Source organism: Streptomyces sp. NPDC001502, from assembly GCF_042894785.1.
GTDB lineage: Bacteria > Actinomycetota > Actinomycetes > Streptomycetales > Streptomycetaceae > Streptomyces > Streptomyces kutzneri.
Genome location: NZ_JBIAVW010000001.1, coordinates 407,353 through 425,705, shown reverse-complemented (window position 1 = coordinate 425,705; position 18,353 = coordinate 407,353). Strand labels below are relative to the sequence as shown.

Here is an 18,353-nt window from a genome sequence, read left to right as displayed (position 1 = left end):
TCAGCTGTCACCCTTCAGCTTGTGCTCGGCCTCGGCGGCGGAGAGGGCTTCGACCTCGCGCAGCATCGCCTCGAACTCGTCCAGACCGATGGACTCGGCCTGGTGGGCGCGGATCGCCGCCGCGAGCCCCGGTACGGTCGGCGCCTCGAAGACGGCGCTCATCGGGAAGTCACCGTGCGCCTGGCGCAGCCGGCCCACGATCTGGATGGCGAACAGCGAGTTCCCGCCCAGGTCGTAGAAGTCGTCGTCCGGGCCGATCGGGGAGGCGCCGAGCATCTCCTGCCACACCCGGGCCACCGACTGGGCCAGTTCGTCGTCCGGCCACACGGTGGCGGGGTCCCAGTCGCTCTCCTCGCCCCGGCCGCTGCCGAGCGCGTTGGTGAAGGAGGCCGCGGTCATGCCCTGCTGATCGGCCAGGACGTCCTGGAAGTCGGCCCGGGACACCACCAGCTGGGGCAGGCCCGCGAAGAGCGCGGCACGGGCCAGCGACAGACCGTCGGCGACGGGGATGCCCTGGCTCACGCGCAGCCGCTCGTACAGCTCGCGCACCTCGGGCAGTCCGGCCATCTGCAGCTCGAACCAGTCGTCCCACTCCCACTGCGACCAGTCGAGGGTGACGGTGTTGCGTCCCAGGGCGGAGCCCGCGGCGGCGAAGGCGTCCAGGAAGGCGGCGGCCGCGCAGTTGTCGGCCTGGCCGAAGCCGCCGACGATGCCGGTGGTGGCCGAACCCGAGAGGAAGAAGTCCAGCCCGTCGTCGGAGAGCAGCTCTTCGAGCAGCAGCGTGGAGCGCACCCGCGCTCCCAGCACGGCCTCGAAGTCCTCCCGCGACTTCAGCGCGACGAGTCCGGTGCCGCGGGCGTCCGCGCAGTGCACTACGCCGTCGACAGCGCCCAGCACGGAGCGGGCCTCCTCGACGAGCAGCCGGGCCTGCTCCGGGTCGGCCAGGTCCGCCGCCCGGTAGGTGACGGCACCGGGACGGGCGGCGCGCAGCGCGGCGATCCGCTCGGCGCGGGCCCGCTCGGCCCCCGCGGGCAGCGCGGCCCACTCGCTCTCGGCCGGGAACCGCGGGTCCCCGACGAGCACCAGGCGGGCGCCCGCCCCGGCGAGCTGCTCGGCGAAGCCCAGCCCGGCCTCGCCGGACACGCCGGTGACCAGGTAGCCGGCGTCGGCCCGCCAGGCCCGCTCGACGGGTACGGCCGCCGGCTCGACCGGCGCGAAGGCGCGGCCCAGCCGCTGGGTGCCCCGGTAGGCGACGAGGGTCTCGGTGCCGGGACCGGCCAGTTCGGCGGTGAGCTGCCGGGTGAGACGCGTCCGCGCGGCGGTGTCCGCCGGGGGCAGCACGTCGATGCTCCGGCACGTCAGCCAGGTGTACTCCTGCGGCAGGACGGTGACCGCCCCGTAGAGCGCGGCCCGCTCGGGGCGGGTCACGTCCGAGCCGTACGCGTCCTGCAGCCGGTCGGTGAGGACGTCGACGCGCACCGGGGTGGCGACGCCGCTCTCGCCGAGGGCCTGCGCCAGCGCGACCAGGCTGTGGAAGCCGGTGGCCACGCCGTCGGCGTAGCGGTCCGCGGCCGTGGCCGGAGCCGAACCGTCCGGCCCGGTGACGGCCCAGGCGTGCAGGATCCGGTCCGGGGCCGACCCGTCCTGCCGCAGCTCCGCCAGGACCCGGCCCAGGTGCCCGGCGTCCGCCGGGTCGGCGTCGAAGCCGCGCTCGGAGGTACGGGCGTACGCCGCCGCCTTGCGCACGGTGGTGACGCTGTCGCCGCGCTCGCGCAGGGCGGCGGCCAGGTCGTCGGCCAGGCCGCGCTCGTCGGCCAGCACCAGCCAGGTGCCCGGTCCGGCCGGCTCCGGGGCGGCGGCCAGCGGCGCGCGGTGCCAGACCGGCGCGTACGTCCAGCGCGCGCTGTCGGTGCGGACGCTCGTGGCCTTGGCCGGCTTGGGCAGCAGGAAGCTGCGGCCCTGGAAGGGGTAGGCGGGCAGCGGCACCCGGCGGCGCGCGCCGCCCTCGTGCAGGGCGCTCCAGTCGACGCCGACGCCGTGGCGCCACAGCTCGGCCAGGCCCTCGCGGACCGCGCGGTGCTCGGCGGGCGCCTCGGCGCCGGCGCGCGGCTTGCGCAGCAGGGTGACGACGGGGCCCGGCTCCGGGTGGGTCTTGACGAGCCCGCCGAGCTGGCTGCCGGGGCCGGCCTCGACGAACACGGCGGGGCCGCGCTGGGCGAGGGCGGCGATGCCGTCGGAGAACCGGACGGGCCGGCGGGTGTGGGCGACCCAGTACGCCGGGTCGGTGGCCTGCTCGTCCGTGATCCAGGTACCGGTGACGTTGGACAGGAAGGGGATCTTCGGCGCGTTCAGCGTGACCGAGCGCAGCACCTCCTCCAGGCCGGGCAGGGCGGACTCGACCAGCGCGGTGTGGAAGGCGTGCGAGGTCTCCAGCTCGCGGACGGAGGCGCCCTGGGCCTCCAGGACCCGGCGGGCCCCGGCGACCTCCTCGGGCGTGCCGGCGACCACGCAGGAGCCGGGCGCGTTGACCGCGGCGATCGTCGCGCGGCCCTCCAGCGCCCGGGTGAGCGCCTCCTCGTCGAGGAGCACCGACAGCATCCGGCCGGGCGCGAGGTCCTGCATCAGCCGGGCGCGGCGGGCGACCACGCGCAGGATGTCCTCCAGGCTGAACACCCCCGCCAGGCAGGCCGATACGTACTCGCCCAGGCTGTGGCCGGTCATGGCGGACGGCTCGACGCCCCAGGAGAGCAGCAGCTGCGCGGTGGCGTAGTCGACGCAGAAGACGGTGGGCTGGGTGTAGAGGGTCTGCCGCAGCCGCTCGCGGGTCTCCTCGCCGTCGGCGGCGAACGCCACGTCCCGGACGTCCCAGCCGAGCTGGGGCAGCAGAAGCTCGGCACACCGGTCGAGGGCCGCCCGGAAGACGGGCTCGGTGCGGTACAGGTCCGCGCCCATGCCCGGGTACTGGGCACCCTGGCCGGGGAAGAGGAACACCACCTCGGGCGTCCCCTCGCCCCGCCCGGCGGCCACGGCGGGCCGGTCCTGGCGCAGCGCGGCGGCGGCGCCCTCCCGGCTGTCGGCCACCACGGCGCGGCGGCAGGAGAGTTCGGTGCGGCCCGACTGCAGGGTGTGGGCGGCGTCCGCGAGGGCCGCGCCGCTCCCGGTGAGCGCGTCCGCGAGGCGCTCCGCGGCGGCGTCGAGGGCTTCGGGGGTGCGGGCCGACAGGGGCAGGACCTGCCAGTCGCCGTCCGTGCCGGGTTCCGCGGCGACGGCGGGGGCCGCTTCCAGGACCACGTGGGCGTTGGTGCCGCCGATGCCGAAGGCGCTCACCCCGGCGCGCGGCGGGGTCGCGGTCCGCGGCCAGGGGGTGCCCTCGCCGGTGACCACGAACGGGCCCTTGTCGAGGGCGAGCCGCGGGTTGGGGGCGCGGAAGTGCGCGGTCGGCGGGATGAAGCGGTGCTCCAGGGCGAGCGCGGCCTTGATCAGGCCGGCCACGCCGGCGGCCGCGTCGAGGTGGCCGATGTTGGACTTCACCGAGCCCAGGTGGACGGAGCCGGCGGCCGCGTCGGGACCGAACGCCTCGGTGAGCGCCTGCACCTCGATGGGGTCGCCGAGCGGGGTGGCGGTGCCGTGCGCCTCGACGTACTGGACGGTGCCGGGCTCCACGCCCGCGACGGCCAGCGCCTCGGCGATGACCTCGGCCTGGCCGTGCGGGGACGGCGCGGTGAAGCCGATCTTGGCGGCGCCGTCGTTGTTGACGGCCGAGCCGCGGATCACGGCGTGGATGTGGTCGCCGTCGGCGACCGCGTCCTCCAGGCGCTTGAGGACGACCAGGGCGACGCCGTCGCCGGAGACCGTGCCGGAGGCGTCCGCGTCGAAGGGGCGGCAGTGGCCGTCCGTCGAGAGGATCGCGCCCTCCTCGTAGCGGTAGCCGCGCGGCTCGAACGCGCGCACCGCCACACCGCCCGCGAGGGCCAGGTCGCACTCACGGCCGAGCAGCGACTGCACGGCGAGGTGCACGCCGACCAGCGAGGAGGAGCAGGCGCTCTGCACGGTGAAGCTGGGCCCGGTCAGACCGAGCTTGTAGGAGACGCGCAGCGCCAGCATGCCGGGGTCGTTGCCGATCGCGACCTGGATCTCGTCGGAGATCCGGCCGTCGGCGCCGTCGTGGGCGATCCGCTCGCGCAGGTAGCCGCTGCCCGAGGTGCCGGCGAAGACGCCGGTGCGGCCCTCGAAGGAGCCCGCCGGGTAGCCGGCCCGCTCCAGAGCCTGCCAGGCGGTCTCCAGCAGCAACCGGTGCTGCGGGTCGATCAGTTCGGCCTCGGAGCGGGTCACGCCGAAGAACTCGGCGTCGAACCGGTCGAACCCCTCGACGGGGAAGCCCGACTTCACGTAGGCCGGGTCGGCGAGCAGCGCCTCGGGCACGCCCGCCCCGGCGAGCTGCTCGTCGGAGTAGTCGGTGCGGCCCTCCTCGCCCGCCGCCACCATGCGCCACAGGGCGTCGACATCGCCGGCACCGGGGAAGCGGCCGCTCATCCCGATGATGGCCACGGACTGCTCGGGCAGCGGCAGATCCGCTTCGTACGTCATGCGTTCTCCCCGTGCGGGTTGGTTGTGGACTGTGCGGCGAGCAGCTCTTCCAGAGCCGCCGCGAGTTCTCGGACCGTGGGCAGGTCGAAGAAGATCCGCAGCGTCACGGCGACGCCGAACTGCTCCTTCGCACGGGCCACGACCTGGGTCGCGAGCATCGAGTGCCCGCCGAGGTCGAAGAAGTCGTCGTCGAGGCCGACGCGGTCGACCGAGAGCACATCGGCCCAGATCTCCGCGAGGGCCTTCTCCACCGGGGTGCCGGCGGCCTCGAAGTCGCCGCCCAGGTCGGGGCGTACGGCCTCGGGCGCGGGCAGGGCCCGCCGGTCGACCTTGCCGTTGAGGGTCAGCGGCAGACGCTCCAGCGGGACGAAGACGTTCGGCAGCATGTACGCGGGCAGGGTGCGTCCCAGGTGCTCGCGCAACCCGGTCGTGCCGTCGCCGGGTCCGGCCCCCGCGGACACCCAGTACGCGACCAGGCGCGGCTCGCCCACCGAGTCCTCGTCGACGATCACCACGCAGTCCCGGACGTCCGGGTGGCGGGTCAGGGCGTTCTCGATCTCGCCGAGCTCGATGCGGTAACCGCGCACCTTGACCTGGTGGTCGAGCCGGCCGAGGTACTCGTGGTCGCCGTCCGCGCCGCGCCGGGCGCTGTCGCCCGAGCGGTAGCGGCGGGCGCCGGGCTCGGCCGCGTCCGGGTCGGGCAGGAAACGCTCGGCGGTCAGGGAGGGCCGGCCCAGGTAGCCCCGGGCCACCCCGGCGCCGCCGACGAACAGCTCGCCGGCCTCGCCGTCGGCCGCCCGGGTGCCGTCCGCGGCGGCGACCTCCATCGTCCAGCCCCCGAACGCGCCGCCGATCATGGAGCCGGCCGCGGCGTCGAGGTCGGCCGAGGTCATCCGGCGGTAGGTGGAGTGCACGGTGGTCTCGGTGATCCCGTACATGTTGACGAGCTCGGGCCGGTCCTCACCGTGCCGGGCGATCCACGGCCGCAGCATCTCGGGCGGCAGCGCCTCGCCTGCGAAGACGACCAGGCGCAGCGCGCCGAGGGCGGCCGGTCCGGCGCCGGGCGGCTGCTCCTCCTCGTACCGCACCAGCTGCCGGAAGGCGGCCGGGGTCTGGTTGAGGACGGTCACCCGCTCGCGGTGCAGCAGCGCGTGGAACTCCTGCGGCGAGCGCCGGGTCTCCTCCGGTACGACGACGAGCCGCCCGCCGTGCAGCAGCGCGCCCCACATCTCCCACACCGACACGTCGAAGGCGGCGGAGGCGAACATGGACCAGACGTCGTCGGGGCCGAAGCCGAAGTGGCCCCGGGTGCCGGTGAGCAGGCCCGTCACGTTGCGGTGCTCGATCATGACGCCCTTGGGGGTGCCGGTCGAGCCGCTGGTGTAGATGACGTACGCGAGGCTCGCCGGACCGGTGCCCGCGTCCTCGGGCGCGGTGTCCGGGTGGCCGCCGAGGTCGGTGCCGCCGGGGCCGGTCAGGACGGTGTGCGCGGCGGGCAGCCCCCGCCCGTCCCGGTCGGTGACCAGGACGGTGGCGCCGGCGTCGGCGAGGGTGAAGGCGATCCGCTCGTCCGGGCTCGCCGGGTCGAGCGGCACGTACGCGCCGCCCGCCTTGAGCACCGCGAGCAGCGCCGTCACCAGCGCGGTGGTGCGCTCCATGCAGACGGCGACCGGCACTTCGGGGCCGACGCCGAGGGAGCGAAGGTGGTGGGCGAGGCGGTTGGCGGAGCGGTCGAGCTCGCGGTAGGTCAGCCGGCCGTCGATGCCGGTCACGGCGATCGCGTCGCCCCGCACCGACGCCTGCCGCGCGAACCAGGCGTCGATGGTGCCCGTTCCCGGGGCGGCCAGTGGGTCAGCGGTCACGGTGCGTGTTCCTCTCGGTGCCGGACACCCGGAAGCGGACCGCTGGGAGATCCAGCACGGGCCCGTCCGGGAAGGTGATTGCGTCGTGCAGCGTCTGCTCGTAGGCGGCCAGCAGCGCGGCCGGGGTCTCGGGCCCGAACAGGTCGGTGTCGTATTCGAGGGTCAGCGCGACACCCGCACCGCTCTCCTGCGCGTACAGGCTGAGGTCGTACTTCGCGGTGTCCTGCGGGCCCGTGAGGTCGAGGGAGCAGTGCTCCAGCCCGGCGAAGACCGGGTCCGACTGCTCCTTGAGGAAGCTGAACATCACCCGGAACACCGGCAGGAAGTCCCGGCTGCGCCGGGACACGAGGGCCTCGACCAGTTTGTCGAAGGGCAGTTCCTGCTGCGCGGAGGCGTCGAGCAGCGCGGTACGGGTACGGGCGAGCAGCCCCCGGAAGGCCGGGTCCCCGCCGAGTCCGACGCGGACCGGGACCATGTTGATGAGGCAGCCGAGGAGCTCCTGGAGCTCGGGCCGGGTGCGGCCCGCGACCGGGATGCCCACGGTGACGTCCTCGGTACCGGACCAGCCCGCGAGCAGCGCCTGGAACCCGGCGAGCAGCGTCATGTTGAGCGTTCCGCGCTCGGTGCGACCGAACTCCCGCAGGCGGGCGGTGAGTTCTGGCCCGAGATCGCGGGTGACGACCGCGCCGCGGAAGGACCGGTGGCGGGGCCGGGGGTGGTCGGTGGGCACGGCGAGGGCCTGCGGGTCGTCGCCGAGCACCGCCCTCCAGTGGGCGGTCAGGGCGTCCAGGGTGTCGCCCTGGAGCCGCTCGCGCTGCCAGACGGCGTAGTCGGCGTACTGCAGCGCGGGCTCGCCGTCCGCGTCCGCACCCGTGCCCGTGCCCGTACCCGTGCCCGGGTCGCCGTACAGCTCCCCCAGCTCCCGGAAGAAGATCTCGACGGACCAGCCGTCGATGGCGATGTGATGGAACGTCACCACCAGGTGGTGGTCCTCGGCGCCGAGCCGCAGCAGGTGGGCCCGCAGCGGCAGGTCGGCGGCGAGGTCGAAGACGTACGCGCCCACGTCGGCGGCGATGCGCGCCGCCTCGGCCACGGGCTCCGCCTCGGCACTCAGGTCGGTGGACGGGAGCGGGAACTCCCCGGGTGCGGCGACGGCCTGGTGGGGCACCCCGGACGTCGCCTGGTAGGTCGTGCGCAGCACCTCGTGCCGGGCGACGAGCGCGGTCAGCGCCCGGCCGAGCCGGCCGGGGTCGAGGGCGCCTCGCAGCCGCAGCACGGTCGGCACGTTGTAGAGCGTGGTGTCGGGGTCGATCTGCTGCATGAACCAGAGCCGCTGCTGGGCGAAGGACAGTGCGGGCCGCTCCGGCCGCGCCCCGGCCCGCGGGCCCGACGGTCCCGCCGCCGCGGCTCCCGCCCCCGGTCCCGTCCCCGCCTTCCTGGCCGCCATGGCGCCGCGCACCAGGCGGGCCATGCCCTCCAGGGTGCCCGCGTCGAGCAGCCCCGCGGGCTCGACGCGGGCGCCGAGCTCCTCGTCGATCCGGTCGGCGAGGGTGTGTACCGCTTCCGGCCGCCCGCCGAGTGCCTGCCAGTGCGAGCCGAGCGTCACGTCGGTGGCGTCGAGGATCTCGGCCCACATCAGGGCGAGCTCCTCCTCCACGAATCCCATGACTGTCATATGAGTTGTGTCCCGGAGTGAGAGTGACGCACGGCGTCCTGGAGCAGTTCGAGGAATTTCGGCGGGTTGCCGCTGAAGTAGAAGTGGTCGCCCTCGAAGACGTGCACGTCGGCGTCGGCCGTCGTGTGGGCGCCCCAGGCGCCGGCCTCGGCGAGCGGCACGTCGGGGTCGCCGTCGGCGACGAACACGGTGACCGGGCAGCCGACCACGGCGCCCGCGTCGACCCGGTACTCCGCCAGGGCGCGCAGGTCGCCGCGGATGGCGGGAAGCACGAGCTGCAGCAGCTCCGGGTCCTGGCGCACTCCGTCACTGGTGCCGCCGAGGCCCATGATGCGCGCCAGCACGGCCTCGTCGGGCTCGGGCTCGGCCTCCTCGGCCTCGGCCGCGGACCCGGCGTCGGACCCGGCGTCGGACCCGCTGCGAGCCTCCCCCGAGGTCAGCCGGTCCGTACGCACCGAGGGCGCCGAACTGGCCGAAGCGACGAGGAGGTGGGGAGCGGTGCCCCCGGCCGACTCCAGCCGCCGGGCGACCTCGAAGCCGATGAGCCCGCCCATGCTGTGCCCGAAGAAGGCCGGACGCCGCGGCAGCCGGGTACGCAGCGCCTCGTACACGCCGTCCGCCAGCGCCGCCACCGATCCCGCGGGCTCCTCGAAGAGCCGGTTCTCGCGCCCCGGGTACTGCACGACCAGCATCTCGATGTCCGGGTCGAGCGCCGCCGACAGGTCGAAGTAGTAACTGGCCGACCCGCCCGCGTGCGGGAAGCAGACGAGGGTGTACCGGGCCGCCGGCTTCGGGTGGAAGCAGCGGATCCAGGTGGTGGGGGCGGGGCCGGTCCCGAGGACCCGCACCGGTGTCGTCGTGGCCGTGCCGCCGTCGGGACAGTGGCCTTCGTCGACGCCGCTCATCAGGCGTGCACCGCGTCCGCACGCAGCGCCCGGTGGGCCCGGCGCGCCTCCGCGAACTCGACGACCTGGCCGGCCATCGCCGTCAGCTGCTGCTGGATGTGCGGGTCGGAGCACGCGCCGTCCGCGCCGAACCCGGCCGTCGCGCTGTTGAGCGCCACCCCCAGCGGGGTGGTCCAGCCGCGCAGGGCGTGCACGACGTCCCGGAGCGCGGCAAGCGTGGTCACCGCGCCCTGCCAGCCCATCCCGACGGACAGGCAGCCGACGGCCCGCTCCGAGAGGTAGGGCCGGGCGTCGCCGCGGAGCTCCTCGGTGTAGTCCAGGGCGTTCTTCAGCAGCCCGGACACCGTGCCGTGGTACGCGGGGCTCGCCAGCACCACGCCGTCCGCCGAGGCCACCTCGTCGAGGAGCCGGCGGGCCTGGGGCGGGCAGGCCGCCACGCGCGGGTCGTAGAGCGGCATGACGAGGTCGGCGCCGCTGACGAGACTGACCTGCGCGCCCAGCCGGGCGGCCTCCGCGAGCACCACCCGCAGCCCGAGCTCCGCGGTGGAGCCAGGCCGGGAGGACCCCCCGATTCCGACGACCTTCACGGCCTGCTGCATGAACTCCCCGTTTCGCGTGTCTTGGTCCGGAAGCCGGCTGCCCGTCCTCGTGGCACTCTGGGTTCCCCGGTGGTCGCTCTCCCCGGTCGATCAGGACCGGCCACAGCCTTCGGCACGCCAACTTGCAGGTCAACGCCCGTTGTCCGGGGGAATCCGATGGCCCCGTTCGGACATTCCGATGGCGCTTGCGGTAAGGACCGGCACCCGTCGTCGGCCCCGCCCCCAGCGGAGCACCCGGGCCGCCGCCACCGATCGTTCCCACTGATGGGAGCCATCGGAGATACCCGTCGGCCCGCCCTTTGCCGGGCGCCCCGGATGCGCGGATCATGGGAGCGGCGCCGATCGCGCACACCGCCCCATGCCGAGCTTCCGGCGCGTACTCGAACAGGGTCATGTCCCGGAACCGACGGCCCGCACGGCCGCCGGCCGTCCGTGTTCCCTGCCCCCCGCGGATCCGAGAAGCCCATGCCCCAGGTCGACGACCCCGCCGCCCCCCGCATCGCCGTCGTCGGAGCGACCGGCGCGGTGGGCGGGACCCTGCTCGAACTCATCGAGGACCGCGCTCTGCCGTACCGGCGTCTGCACCTGGTGGCCTCCGCCCGCTCGGCCGGCCGTACGATCCGCGTCGACGGCCGCGACCAACGCGTCACCGAGCTCTCCCGGTTCGCGTTCGGCACGGTGGACGCCGCCCTGTTCTGCGCCGGCGAGCAGATCAGCAGGGAGTGGGTCCCGGTCGCCGTCGCCCACGGCGCCCTGGCCATCGACAGCACCCCCGCCTTCCGGATGACCCCGGGCACCCCCCTGATCGTCCCGCAGCTCAACGCGGCCGAGCTGGACCGCCGTCCGGCGGGCGGGGTGATCGCGGTGCCCGGCGCCGCCACGGTGCCCGTGGTCCGCGTGCTGCGGGACGTGGAGCGCCGCTGGGGGATCCGCCGGATCGTCGTCAGCACGTACCAGGGCGCCTCGGGCGCCGGGCACGGCGGTATCGAGGAGCTCCAGGACGGCTCGCGCACGGTCCTGCAGGACCCGCAGGCCATCGTGCCCTCGGCGCAGTTCTCGCCCGCGCTGGCCTTCAACGTGCTGCCCGGCATCGGCGACGTCCTGGAGGACGGCTCGACCCTCCAGGAGCGGGAGGTGGCCGACGAGGTCCGCAAGGTCCTGGGGCTGCCCGGCATCGAGGTCACGGCGACCTGCGTCCGGGTCCCGATGGTCAGCGGGCACGGCGCGGCGGTGTGGGTGCAGTGCCGTGCGGCGGTGGACCGTACCGAACTGGTCGCGCTGCTGCGGGCGTTGCCCGAGGTCGTGGTCCACGACCTCGGCGGCCCGACCCCGGCGGCGCTGGGCGACCCGGACCAGCTCCACGTGGGGCGCATCCGGGTCTCGGCCACCGCCCCCGAGGGCTTCTGGCTGTGGCTGGCCACCGACAACCTCCGGGTGGGCGGCGCGCTGGACGCCGTACGGATAGTGGAGGAACTGCTGGCCCGGGGCGCCCTGTGAACACGGCCCCGCCGGCCCGCCCGAAGGCAGGACCGGCGGGGCCACGGGCGCTGACGGAACCGTAGGAGGGCGGCCTTCAGCAGGCCACCAGCTGCCGGTCCTGCTCGGCGAAACGGACCATCCAGTCGATGAACACCCGCATCTCGCGCGTGAGGTGGCGCCCGTACCGCCACGCGATCTGTGTGTAGACCTCGAACGGAGCCTTCCAGTCCAGCACCGTCAGCGACTGCGCCTCGATCTCGGCGGCCACCGCCATCGCGGGCAGCACACTGACGCCCAGACCGGCCGAGACCCCGCGCTTGATCGACTCGATGTTGCCGAACTGCAGCAGCGGTACGGGCTGCTCGGCGCCGCCGTTGAGCTCCGCCTCGAACATCGCCCCGTACGAGCAGCCCGCCTCCGGCGCCAGGATCGGCACCGCGCGCAGATCGCTGGTGGAGACGTTGCGGGCGCCCGCCAGGACATGGTCCGGGGCGGCGACCGCGACCAGCGGCTCGGAGCCGAGGATCTCGGTCCTGACCCCGGGATGGTCGGTCTCGGCCTCCATGAGGAAGCCCAGGTCGAAGGTGCCCTGCCGGAGCGCCTCACAGGTGTCCCGGCACAGGCTGGGCCGCAGGGCGAGCTGGAGCTGCGGGTAGCGGTGGTGGAAGTACTCCAGGACCGGGGGCATCCGGTAGGACGTGAAGCTCTCCATCGTGCCGATGGTGAGCACCCCCGAAGGTTCGCCCAGGCCGGTGGTCCGGTCCCGGGCCTCGTCGACCAGGGACAGGATCCGCTCGGCGTACGGAACGAGCCGTTCTCCGGCCGGAGTCAGCCGGATCCGCCCCCGCAGGCGCTCGAAGAGTTCCACGCCCAGCGCCACCTCCAGGCCTTTGACCTGGGCGGTGACGCTGGACTGCGCGTACTTCAGGTCGGCTGCTGCGCGGGTGAAGCTGAGCAGGGTCGCGACCCGGTGAAAGGTGGTGAGCTGCTTCAGATCCATGCGCTGTCCCGGCGCCGCGCCGTCCCCGTGCTGGTGGCGCCGGTCACTGCCAGCCCATGTCCGTCTTCTGGGCGCCTGCCTGAGTGGTGGGCGCGTCGGCGGCGCCCTGCGGTACTTCGGTGGTGGCGGCCTGCGCGGTGGCGGGCGCCATCAGCACGGCGGCACCGAAGACGACGATCGCTACGGCTTTGCCCATACGAGTGCTAAGCATGAAGAACATCCCCCTGTGTCATGCGTGTTTCTTGCAGCTACAGCATCACCACGCGTCACAGACTCGGGAAAGGGTTTTGCGGTGGCCAGATTGGGCCCTGACCCAATCTGGCCAGCAGGGCCCGAACGGGCCCCACCGGAGATACTGGAACCTGCTGACGGATGGGGGGCCGATGCTCGACGTACTGGGACTGGACGGACCGACCGAAGCCGTTTACCGAGCGATGCTGAGCCACCCGCGGGACGACGCCGAGGCCCTGGCCGGGCTGCTCGCAATCTCCGAAGAGGCCGTGCGTGCGGCATGGGACCGGCTGTCCGGCCTCTCGCTCGTGCAGTACCCCGCCGACAGAGCGGCCGACGCGTCGGCGGCGCCCCGCGCGGTCAGCCCGGAGGTCGGCCTGGAGTACCTGCTGGCCCGGCGCCAGGCCGAGCTGTCCCTGGAGAACCAGCGCATCGCGGGCGCCCGGGCCGCGGCCCGGCAGCTGGTCTCCGAGTACGAGGACCTGCGCCCGGTCGGGGCACCGGTCAGCGTGGAACACCTCGCCGACGTCGACGAGGTCCGGACCCGCCTCGCGGTGCTCACCGAGAACGTCCGGAACGAGGTGATGGTCTTCGCCCCCGGCGGGGCGCAGACGGAGGCGAACATGGCGGCCTCCCGCCCGCTCAACGAGCGGCTGCTCGGCCGGGGCGTCACCATGCGGACGATCTACCTCGACAGCGTGCGCAACAACCCGGCCAGCGAGGCGCACGCCAAGTGGCTGACGGAGCTGGGCGGCCAGGTCCGCACGATCGCCGTGCTGCCGCTGCGGATGACCATCGTGGACCGGACGACCGCCGTCCTGCCCGTGAACAGCGAGGACAGTGGTGAGGGCGCGGTCGCCCTCACCGGCCAGGGCACGCTCACCGCCCTGTGCACCCTCTTCGAGACGGTGTGGGAGAACGCCCGCCCGCTGGGCCAGGCCCCGCGCCGCGACGAGTCCGAACTGGACCATCAGGAAGCCGCCAGCCTGCGCCTGCTCGCCGAGGGCCACACCGACGAGGGGATCGCCAAGCGCCTCGGTGTCTCCCACCGCACGGCCCGCCGCATCGCCACGGTCCTGATGGAACGCCTGGGCGCCCGGAGCCGCTTCGAAGCCGGCGTCCGAGCGGTCCAGCGCGGCTGGCTCCCCCCGGACGCGTAACCCGGAACCGCTGGCGGCGGACTAGCGCACGCTCAGCGGGCGCTGGTCCGTCCACACCTCGTCGATGTGCGCGAGGCACTCCTCCTTGGTCCCGGCCACACCCGTGTCCCGCCAGCCCAGGGGCACTTCGCGCCCTTCGGCCCAGATCGAGTACTGCTCCTCGCCGTTGACGACAACGGTGAACCGCCCCACGCCGCACCTCCACGTACGCGCCGGCCCGACAGCCCGGCGACCTCATCTGCGGGCCCCAGCCTCATCGGCCCACCCCGCCACCACAACACCCACCCCATACCGGCTCCCGAACCGCGCAATCGCCCCAGCCGATCGCCGACGGCGTGCGCGACATTGAGTAGACGCAACGTCTAGTCTAATGTCACGCTCAGACGCAACGCACCGTCCAGTCTTATGCCGGAGGTCATCCCGTGCCGAACCGAACCGACCGCGCCGACCGAACCGACCGCGCCGTCTCCCCGCCGGACGCGCCGACGTCACACGAGCCCCGCAGCCGACTGGCCGCCGCCGTCGTGGCCTTCGCCTTCTGGATCACCATGGCGGGAACCACGGCGCCCACCCCGCTCTACCCGGTGTACGGCGAGGACTTCGGCTTCTCCCCGATCACCGTCACCGTGATCTTCGCCGTCTACGCCATCGGGGTCGTCGCCGGACTCCTCGCCTTCGGGCGCCTGTCGGACCAGATCGGGCGGCGCCCCGTACTGGTCGCCGCGACCCTGCTCTCCGTCTGCGCCGCCCTGGTGTTCCTGGCCGCCGGCAACGTGGCCGGCCTGCTCGTCGCCCGCGTGATCTCCGGCTTCTCCGCCGCACTCGTCACCGGCGCGGCCACCGCCTCGCTCACGGAACTCCTCCCGCAGGACCGCGGGGTCCGGCCCGCGACGGTCGCCCTGTTCGCCAACATGGGCGGCCTCGCCTGCGGCACCCTGCTCGCCGGGATCCTGGCCGACGCCGCGCCCGCGCCGCTGCGCACGCCGTGGATCGTGATGCTCGTCCTGGCCGCGATCGGGCTGGTCGGCGTGGCCTCGTCCCGGGAAACGGCCGCACACCGCTCCGGATTCACCTTCCGGTTCCAGCCGCTGCACATCCCGGCGGAGATCCGCTCCGACTTCCTGCGCTCCGCGATGGCCGCCGGGGCGGGATTCGCGGTGCTCGGCGTCCTCACCGCCGTCACCGGCCTGTTCCTCGGCACGGTCCTCCACGAGAGCAGCCACTCCCTGACCGGACTCGTCGTCTTCACCGCCTTCGCCTGCACCGCGCTGGGTCAGCTGCTGGTCCGCCGGATCAGGCCGGGCGCCGCCCTCTCCGTGGCCTGCCTGGGGCTGATCCTCGCCGCGGCGCTGATCGCGCTCGCCATGGCGGTCGCCTCCCTGGTCCCGCTGCTCATCGGCGCCGCGGTGAACGGCCTGGCCACCGGCATCGCCCTCGGCCACGGCATCGGCAGCATCACCACCCGCAGCGACCCGCAGCACCGCGGCGCGTCGGTGTCGACGTTCTTCGCGATCCTCTACTCCATGCTCGCCGTCCCGGCGATCGGCGTCGGCGTACTGATCCGCGCCACGAGTCTGCGGCCGGCCGGGGAGATCTTCAGCGCCGTGGTCGCCCTGCTCGCACTCACCGTGCTGCTGAGCCTCGCCCGCGCGATCGGCCCGGTCACGGCACCGATCCGGTGTGCCAGAATCGCGGCATTCGCACGGAACAAGAGGTGAACGACCATCAGCGCCGCACGGAAGACCGAAGGCCGCCGCGCCCCCTCACCCGTCGTGAGCCGCACGGGTCCGCGGCGCAGTGAAAGCATTCGCGTCGCGGTGCTGAACGCCGCCGACGACCTGCTGGTGGAACAGGGTTTCGCCGCGACGACGATCGAAGGCATCGCCGCCCGGGCGGGCGTCGCCAAGCAGACGATCTACCGGTGGTGGAAGTCGAAGGTCGAGATCCTGCTCGACGCCCTGGAGGACGACGCCCTCGAAGGGCTCGCCTGGGCCGAGCCGGCCGGAACCGCCGCAGAAGACCTCACCGCGCACCTGCACCGCGTCGCCGACTTCTTCCAGGAGCCGGCGGGCCGGGTACTCCAGGCGCTCCTCGGCCACGCCCAACTGGACCAGGACGCCGCCGCCTCCCTGCGCGAGGGATTCCTGCTCAAGCAGCGCGAACGCGACCTGGCCGGCCTGCGCGCGATCATCGAACGCCACACGGGAAGGACCCCGGACGAGGAGACCCTCACCCGACTCGCCGACCTCCTGCTCGGCCCGATCTACTACCGCGTACTCGTCTTCGGCACACCGGCCGACAAGCACCTCATCGAGTCCACCGCCCACCTCGCACTGAAACACGCGCTCTGAGACGGAAGGCGCCGGGCGGAGGGCTCCAACCGGCCCAGAAAACAGCAAATGCCCCAGGTCACGGCGAATGAGTCCTGGGGCTCCACAGCCGCCTTCGGGATTCGAACCCGAGGCCTACGCATCACGAGGCCCCACAAGAACATCCCGCCTGATGCCGGGCCGTGCCACCAAATCCTGTTCCGGCCTCGCATTCGATGGCTACCGGCGGACGTACGTCAGTCCGGGGGCGCGGTCGAGGTCAAGGGTGAAGCTGTCCAACTGGTCCGTGCTGCCGGTCAGGGTGAGCGTGTAGCCGTTGCCGACGTACGCTGCCGGCCCCGTCTGGGTGAGCTGGTCTCGGCTTCCTCGGCGCCACATGTAGAGGATGTTGGCGCTCCGGGTGAGCCGCAGACAGCCGGGGGTCAAGTCGCAGGAGAACGTACCGAGCTCGACGTCCGGGCTGCGATCGCGGTGGGCATGCTGGGTATGGGCGGCGGCCTTGGGCTCTGGCCGCAAGGTCGCGGCCGTGCGGAGGACGCCCTCTGGGTCCGGCCCTGGGTGCTCTCCGAGGCCCCGCAGGATGGCCGCGGTGATGTGGTCGGCGGCGACATCGGCGTTGTTAGACAGGCAGATCACCCGCAGTCCCGTCGCGTCCAGGTGAGTCGCGGCGGAGAACCCCTGTTCGTGACCGTAGTGGAAGACAGCGGTTCGGCCAGGGCGGGTGTCGGCGTAGAGGCCGGGTCCGTAGAGGTACGGCTGGTGGTCACTGGCCTGGTAGCCGAGGGCGTCCTGCCAGGGGAGCTGGTGCTCGCACTGCCAGTGCTGGTGGAGGTGGCCGAGCCACCGGTCGAGGTCGTCGGCGGTGGTCCATAGGGCTCCAGGGCCCGGCAGGGTGACGGGCGCCACTGTGTGCTGCCAGCCGTCAAGCGCGACCCGGTAGGCGGACGCAGCTCTGGGGATGACCTGGCGGGGATCGGCCTTGAAGCGGGTGGCGTTCATGCCGAGCGGGCCAAGGAGGCGGCGCCGGGCGAGGACGGGCAGAGGTGTGCCATGGACCGTTTCGAGGATCTCGGCCAAAAGGAGGTAGTTGGTGTTGCTGTAGAGGAAGTGGTCTTCAGGGACGGCGCGCTGGTGCTGGCGGTAGGCGAGGGTACGCAGGTCGTCGGCCGTGTAGTGATCGAGGTCTCGGAAGCCGGCGAGGGCGAGCAGGGACTCGGCATCGCGTATGCCCGATCTGTGGGTGACAAGGTCCGCGATGGTGACATCGCTGATCTTGAGTCGGGGCAGCAGGTCCGCGGCCCACTGGTCCAGACGCAGGAGGTTGTCACGAGCGGCGAGCAGGATCAGGTGGGCGGTGATCTGCTTCGCGACCGAGCCGACGTTGAAGGTGGTGTCCGGTCCGATGGGCAGTCCGTGTTCGAGACTTGCCAGACCGGTGTGCAGAAAAGCGGACTCTTCGCCTGGCCGGTGGACCAGCAGGGACAGGCCGGGCTCCTCGTCGCGGGCCGCGTTCACAGGGCGAGTGCCTGGTGGTGTGCGGCGGCGAGGCGGTGGCGGAGACCGTCGTCGCTGATCAGCTCAAGAGCACGGGCATGGTCGGTCGCGGTGCCGGCGAGGAGGCTTCGCTGCTGGTCGAGGTAGGCGGTGAGGAACCGGCGCAGGTCTCCCGCGGTGCTGTTCAGCGCGTGTGCGGTGAACAGCATGGTGAGCGGGAAAGCCCAGCAGGCATGGAGGAATCCGAACGCCGGCCGCGTTGTCTGCTTCCACGGGGAGTGGAAGTGCGCGGCATCGCTGATCTTGCATCCCGTTGCCGCGAGGGCGTCGTTCAGCCAGTTGTGCCCGGCTTCGTGAATGAGGTCGCGGGCCAGGACGACCGGGTCGTCGACGTGGTCCATGAAGACCGTGCCGGGCAGACGGCTGATGGTCCAGCTGTCGAGGGTCTCGCCGAGGCTCTTGGTCCGCAGCAGGCACAGGACGACGGCGTGCGCGGCGAGCAGTTCGCCGAAGCCCGCTCGTGCGGCGCTGGCGTACGCGTCTGCCGCGAGGCTGCGCAGGTGGGGCTGGGCGGGTTCGGTGCCGGGGCCCAGGACGTAGTAGGGGGTCTCGGAGATCGCGGATCGGGGCAGGTCGGCGAGTGTGGGCGCCACGACCACGCGTGTGCCGACCTCGGTGGGGACGGAGCTGGTGGTGGCCCCCGAGTCGGGGTGGGTGACGTACCAGTCGAGGGTTGCGCCATCGCCGGCGCGGGCGGCGGATTCGGCTCCTTCGAGGGCGTGGTGAGCCAGGCAGTAGTCGGCCGCCGTGCTGGTGCCGGGCTGAGGTAGCTGGGCTCCGGGGCGGATGACCGCATGGATGCGCTGCGTGCGCTCGTGGTGCAGGCGGTCGATCGGAGGGAGATCGAAGAGGTCGGCGGGGGTGGGCATGAGGCGGCTCTCCTGTTCGGCGGTGGGCCCGGGGCCGGGCCGCAGGTGTTGGCGGCCCGGCCCCGGTTGTGTTCACCGGCGGCGCTCAGAGCACCGGGCGGC

General features: G+C 73.4%; 14 protein-coding genes. 4 read left to right on the top strand and 10 right to left on the bottom strand.

Annotation, left to right across the window (positions count from 1 at the left end):
* Genes ACFY0D_RS02030 through ACFY0D_RS02010 form a run of 5 tightly spaced genes read right to left on the bottom strand, consistent with a single transcriptional unit; the run spans nt 1 to nt 9,628 of the window.
* The gene (locus ACFY0D_RS02030) at nt 1-4,587 is read right to left on the bottom strand and encodes a beta-ketoacyl synthase N-terminal-like domain-containing protein (RefSeq protein WP_390796489.1); all 4,587 of its coding nucleotides are present in this window, start codon (nt 4,585-4,587) and stop codon (nt 1-3) included.
* Entirely contained in the window at nt 4,584-6,449 is a 1,866-nt protein-coding gene (locus ACFY0D_RS02025) for an amino acid adenylation domain-containing protein (RefSeq protein ID WP_390796488.1), read from the bottom strand. The genes ACFY0D_RS02030 and ACFY0D_RS02025 overlap by 4 nt, the downstream gene beginning before the upstream one ends.
* Nucleotides 6,439-8,124 carry a condensation domain-containing protein gene (locus tag ACFY0D_RS02020; RefSeq protein WP_390796487.1) on the bottom strand — a complete coding sequence of 562 codons (1,686 nt, stop codon included), beginning with the start codon at nt 8,122-8,124 and terminating at the stop codon, nt 6,439-6,441. Before ACFY0D_RS02020 ends, ACFY0D_RS02025 begins: the two co-directional genes overlap by 11 nt.
* A complete protein-coding gene (locus ACFY0D_RS02015; protein WP_390796486.1) occupies nt 8,121-9,029 on the bottom strand; it encodes a thioesterase II family protein in 909 nt (302 codons plus the stop codon). Before ACFY0D_RS02015 ends, ACFY0D_RS02020 begins: the two co-directional genes overlap by 4 nt.
* Complete coding sequence (locus ACFY0D_RS02010; protein WP_390796485.1) at nt 9,029-9,628, bottom strand: NADPH-dependent FMN reductase; 600 nt, start codon at nt 9,626-9,628, stop codon at nt 9,029-9,031. The genes ACFY0D_RS02015 and ACFY0D_RS02010 overlap by 1 nt, the downstream gene beginning before the upstream one ends.
* Before the next feature lie 465 nt (nt 9,629-10,093).
* Between ACFY0D_RS02010 and ACFY0D_RS02005 the strand changes: the two genes are divergently transcribed.
* The gene (locus ACFY0D_RS02005; RefSeq protein ID WP_390796484.1) at nt 10,094-11,125 is read left to right on the top strand and encodes an aspartate-semialdehyde dehydrogenase; all 1,032 of its coding nucleotides are present in this window, start codon (nt 10,094-10,096) and stop codon (nt 11,123-11,125) included.
* A 76-nt stretch (nt 11,126-11,201) separates the two neighbouring features.
* Here ACFY0D_RS02005 and ACFY0D_RS02000 read toward each other — a convergent pair whose 3' ends face one another.
* Nucleotides 11,202-12,107: a LysR family transcriptional regulator gene (locus tag ACFY0D_RS02000; RefSeq protein ID WP_389114677.1), complete on the bottom strand. Its 906-nt coding sequence runs from the start codon at nt 12,105-12,107 to the stop codon at nt 11,202-11,204.
* Nucleotides 12,108-12,150: 43 nt separating this feature from the next.
* Complete coding sequence (locus ACFY0D_RS01995) at nt 12,151-12,303, bottom strand: hypothetical protein (RefSeq protein WP_390796483.1); 153 nt, start codon at nt 12,301-12,303, stop codon at nt 12,151-12,153.
* A gap of 187 nt (nt 12,304-12,490) precedes the next feature.
* On the opposite strand from ACFY0D_RS01995, the gene ACFY0D_RS01990 reads away from it, so the two are divergent.
* Entirely contained in the window at nt 12,491-13,498 is a 1,008-nt protein-coding gene (locus tag ACFY0D_RS01990; RefSeq protein WP_390796482.1) for a helix-turn-helix domain-containing protein, read from the top strand.
* A gap of 21 nt (nt 13,499-13,519) precedes the next feature.
* Here ACFY0D_RS01990 and ACFY0D_RS01985 read toward each other — a convergent pair whose 3' ends face one another.
* Nucleotides 13,520-13,690, bottom strand: a complete 171-nt coding sequence (locus ACFY0D_RS01985; protein ID WP_189743929.1) for an MbtH family protein — start codon at nt 13,688-13,690, stop codon at nt 13,520-13,522.
* A 230-nt stretch (nt 13,691-13,920) separates the two neighbouring features.
* On the opposite strand from ACFY0D_RS01985, the gene ACFY0D_RS01980 reads away from it, so the two are divergent.
* Both ACFY0D_RS01980 and ACFY0D_RS01975 read left to right on the top strand, forming a co-directional pair.
* Complete coding sequence (locus tag ACFY0D_RS01980) at nt 13,921-15,216, top strand: MFS transporter (RefSeq protein ID WP_390796481.1); 1,296 nt, start codon at nt 13,921-13,923, stop codon at nt 15,214-15,216.
* Nucleotides 15,217-15,315: 99 nt separating this feature from the next.
* Nucleotides 15,316-15,849, top strand: coding sequence for a TetR/AcrR family transcriptional regulator (locus ACFY0D_RS01975; protein ID WP_390796480.1), 534 nt, complete (start codon nt 15,316-15,318; stop codon nt 15,847-15,849).
* A 198-nt stretch (nt 15,850-16,047) separates the two neighbouring features.
* On the opposite strand, the gene ACFY0D_RS01970 is transcribed toward ACFY0D_RS01975, so the two are convergent.
* Together ACFY0D_RS01970 and ACFY0D_RS01965 are read right to left on the bottom strand one after the other, a co-directional pair.
* Complete coding sequence (locus ACFY0D_RS01970; protein WP_390796479.1) at nt 16,048-17,343, bottom strand: serine hydrolase domain-containing protein; 1,296 nt, start codon at nt 17,341-17,343, stop codon at nt 16,048-16,050.
* Complete coding sequence (locus tag ACFY0D_RS01965; RefSeq protein ID WP_390796478.1) at nt 17,340-18,251, bottom strand: aKG-HExxH-type peptide beta-hydroxylase; 912 nt, start codon at nt 18,249-18,251, stop codon at nt 17,340-17,342. The genes ACFY0D_RS01970 and ACFY0D_RS01965 overlap by 4 nt, the downstream gene beginning before the upstream one ends.
* Nucleotides 18,252-18,353 lie beyond the last annotated feature (102 nt).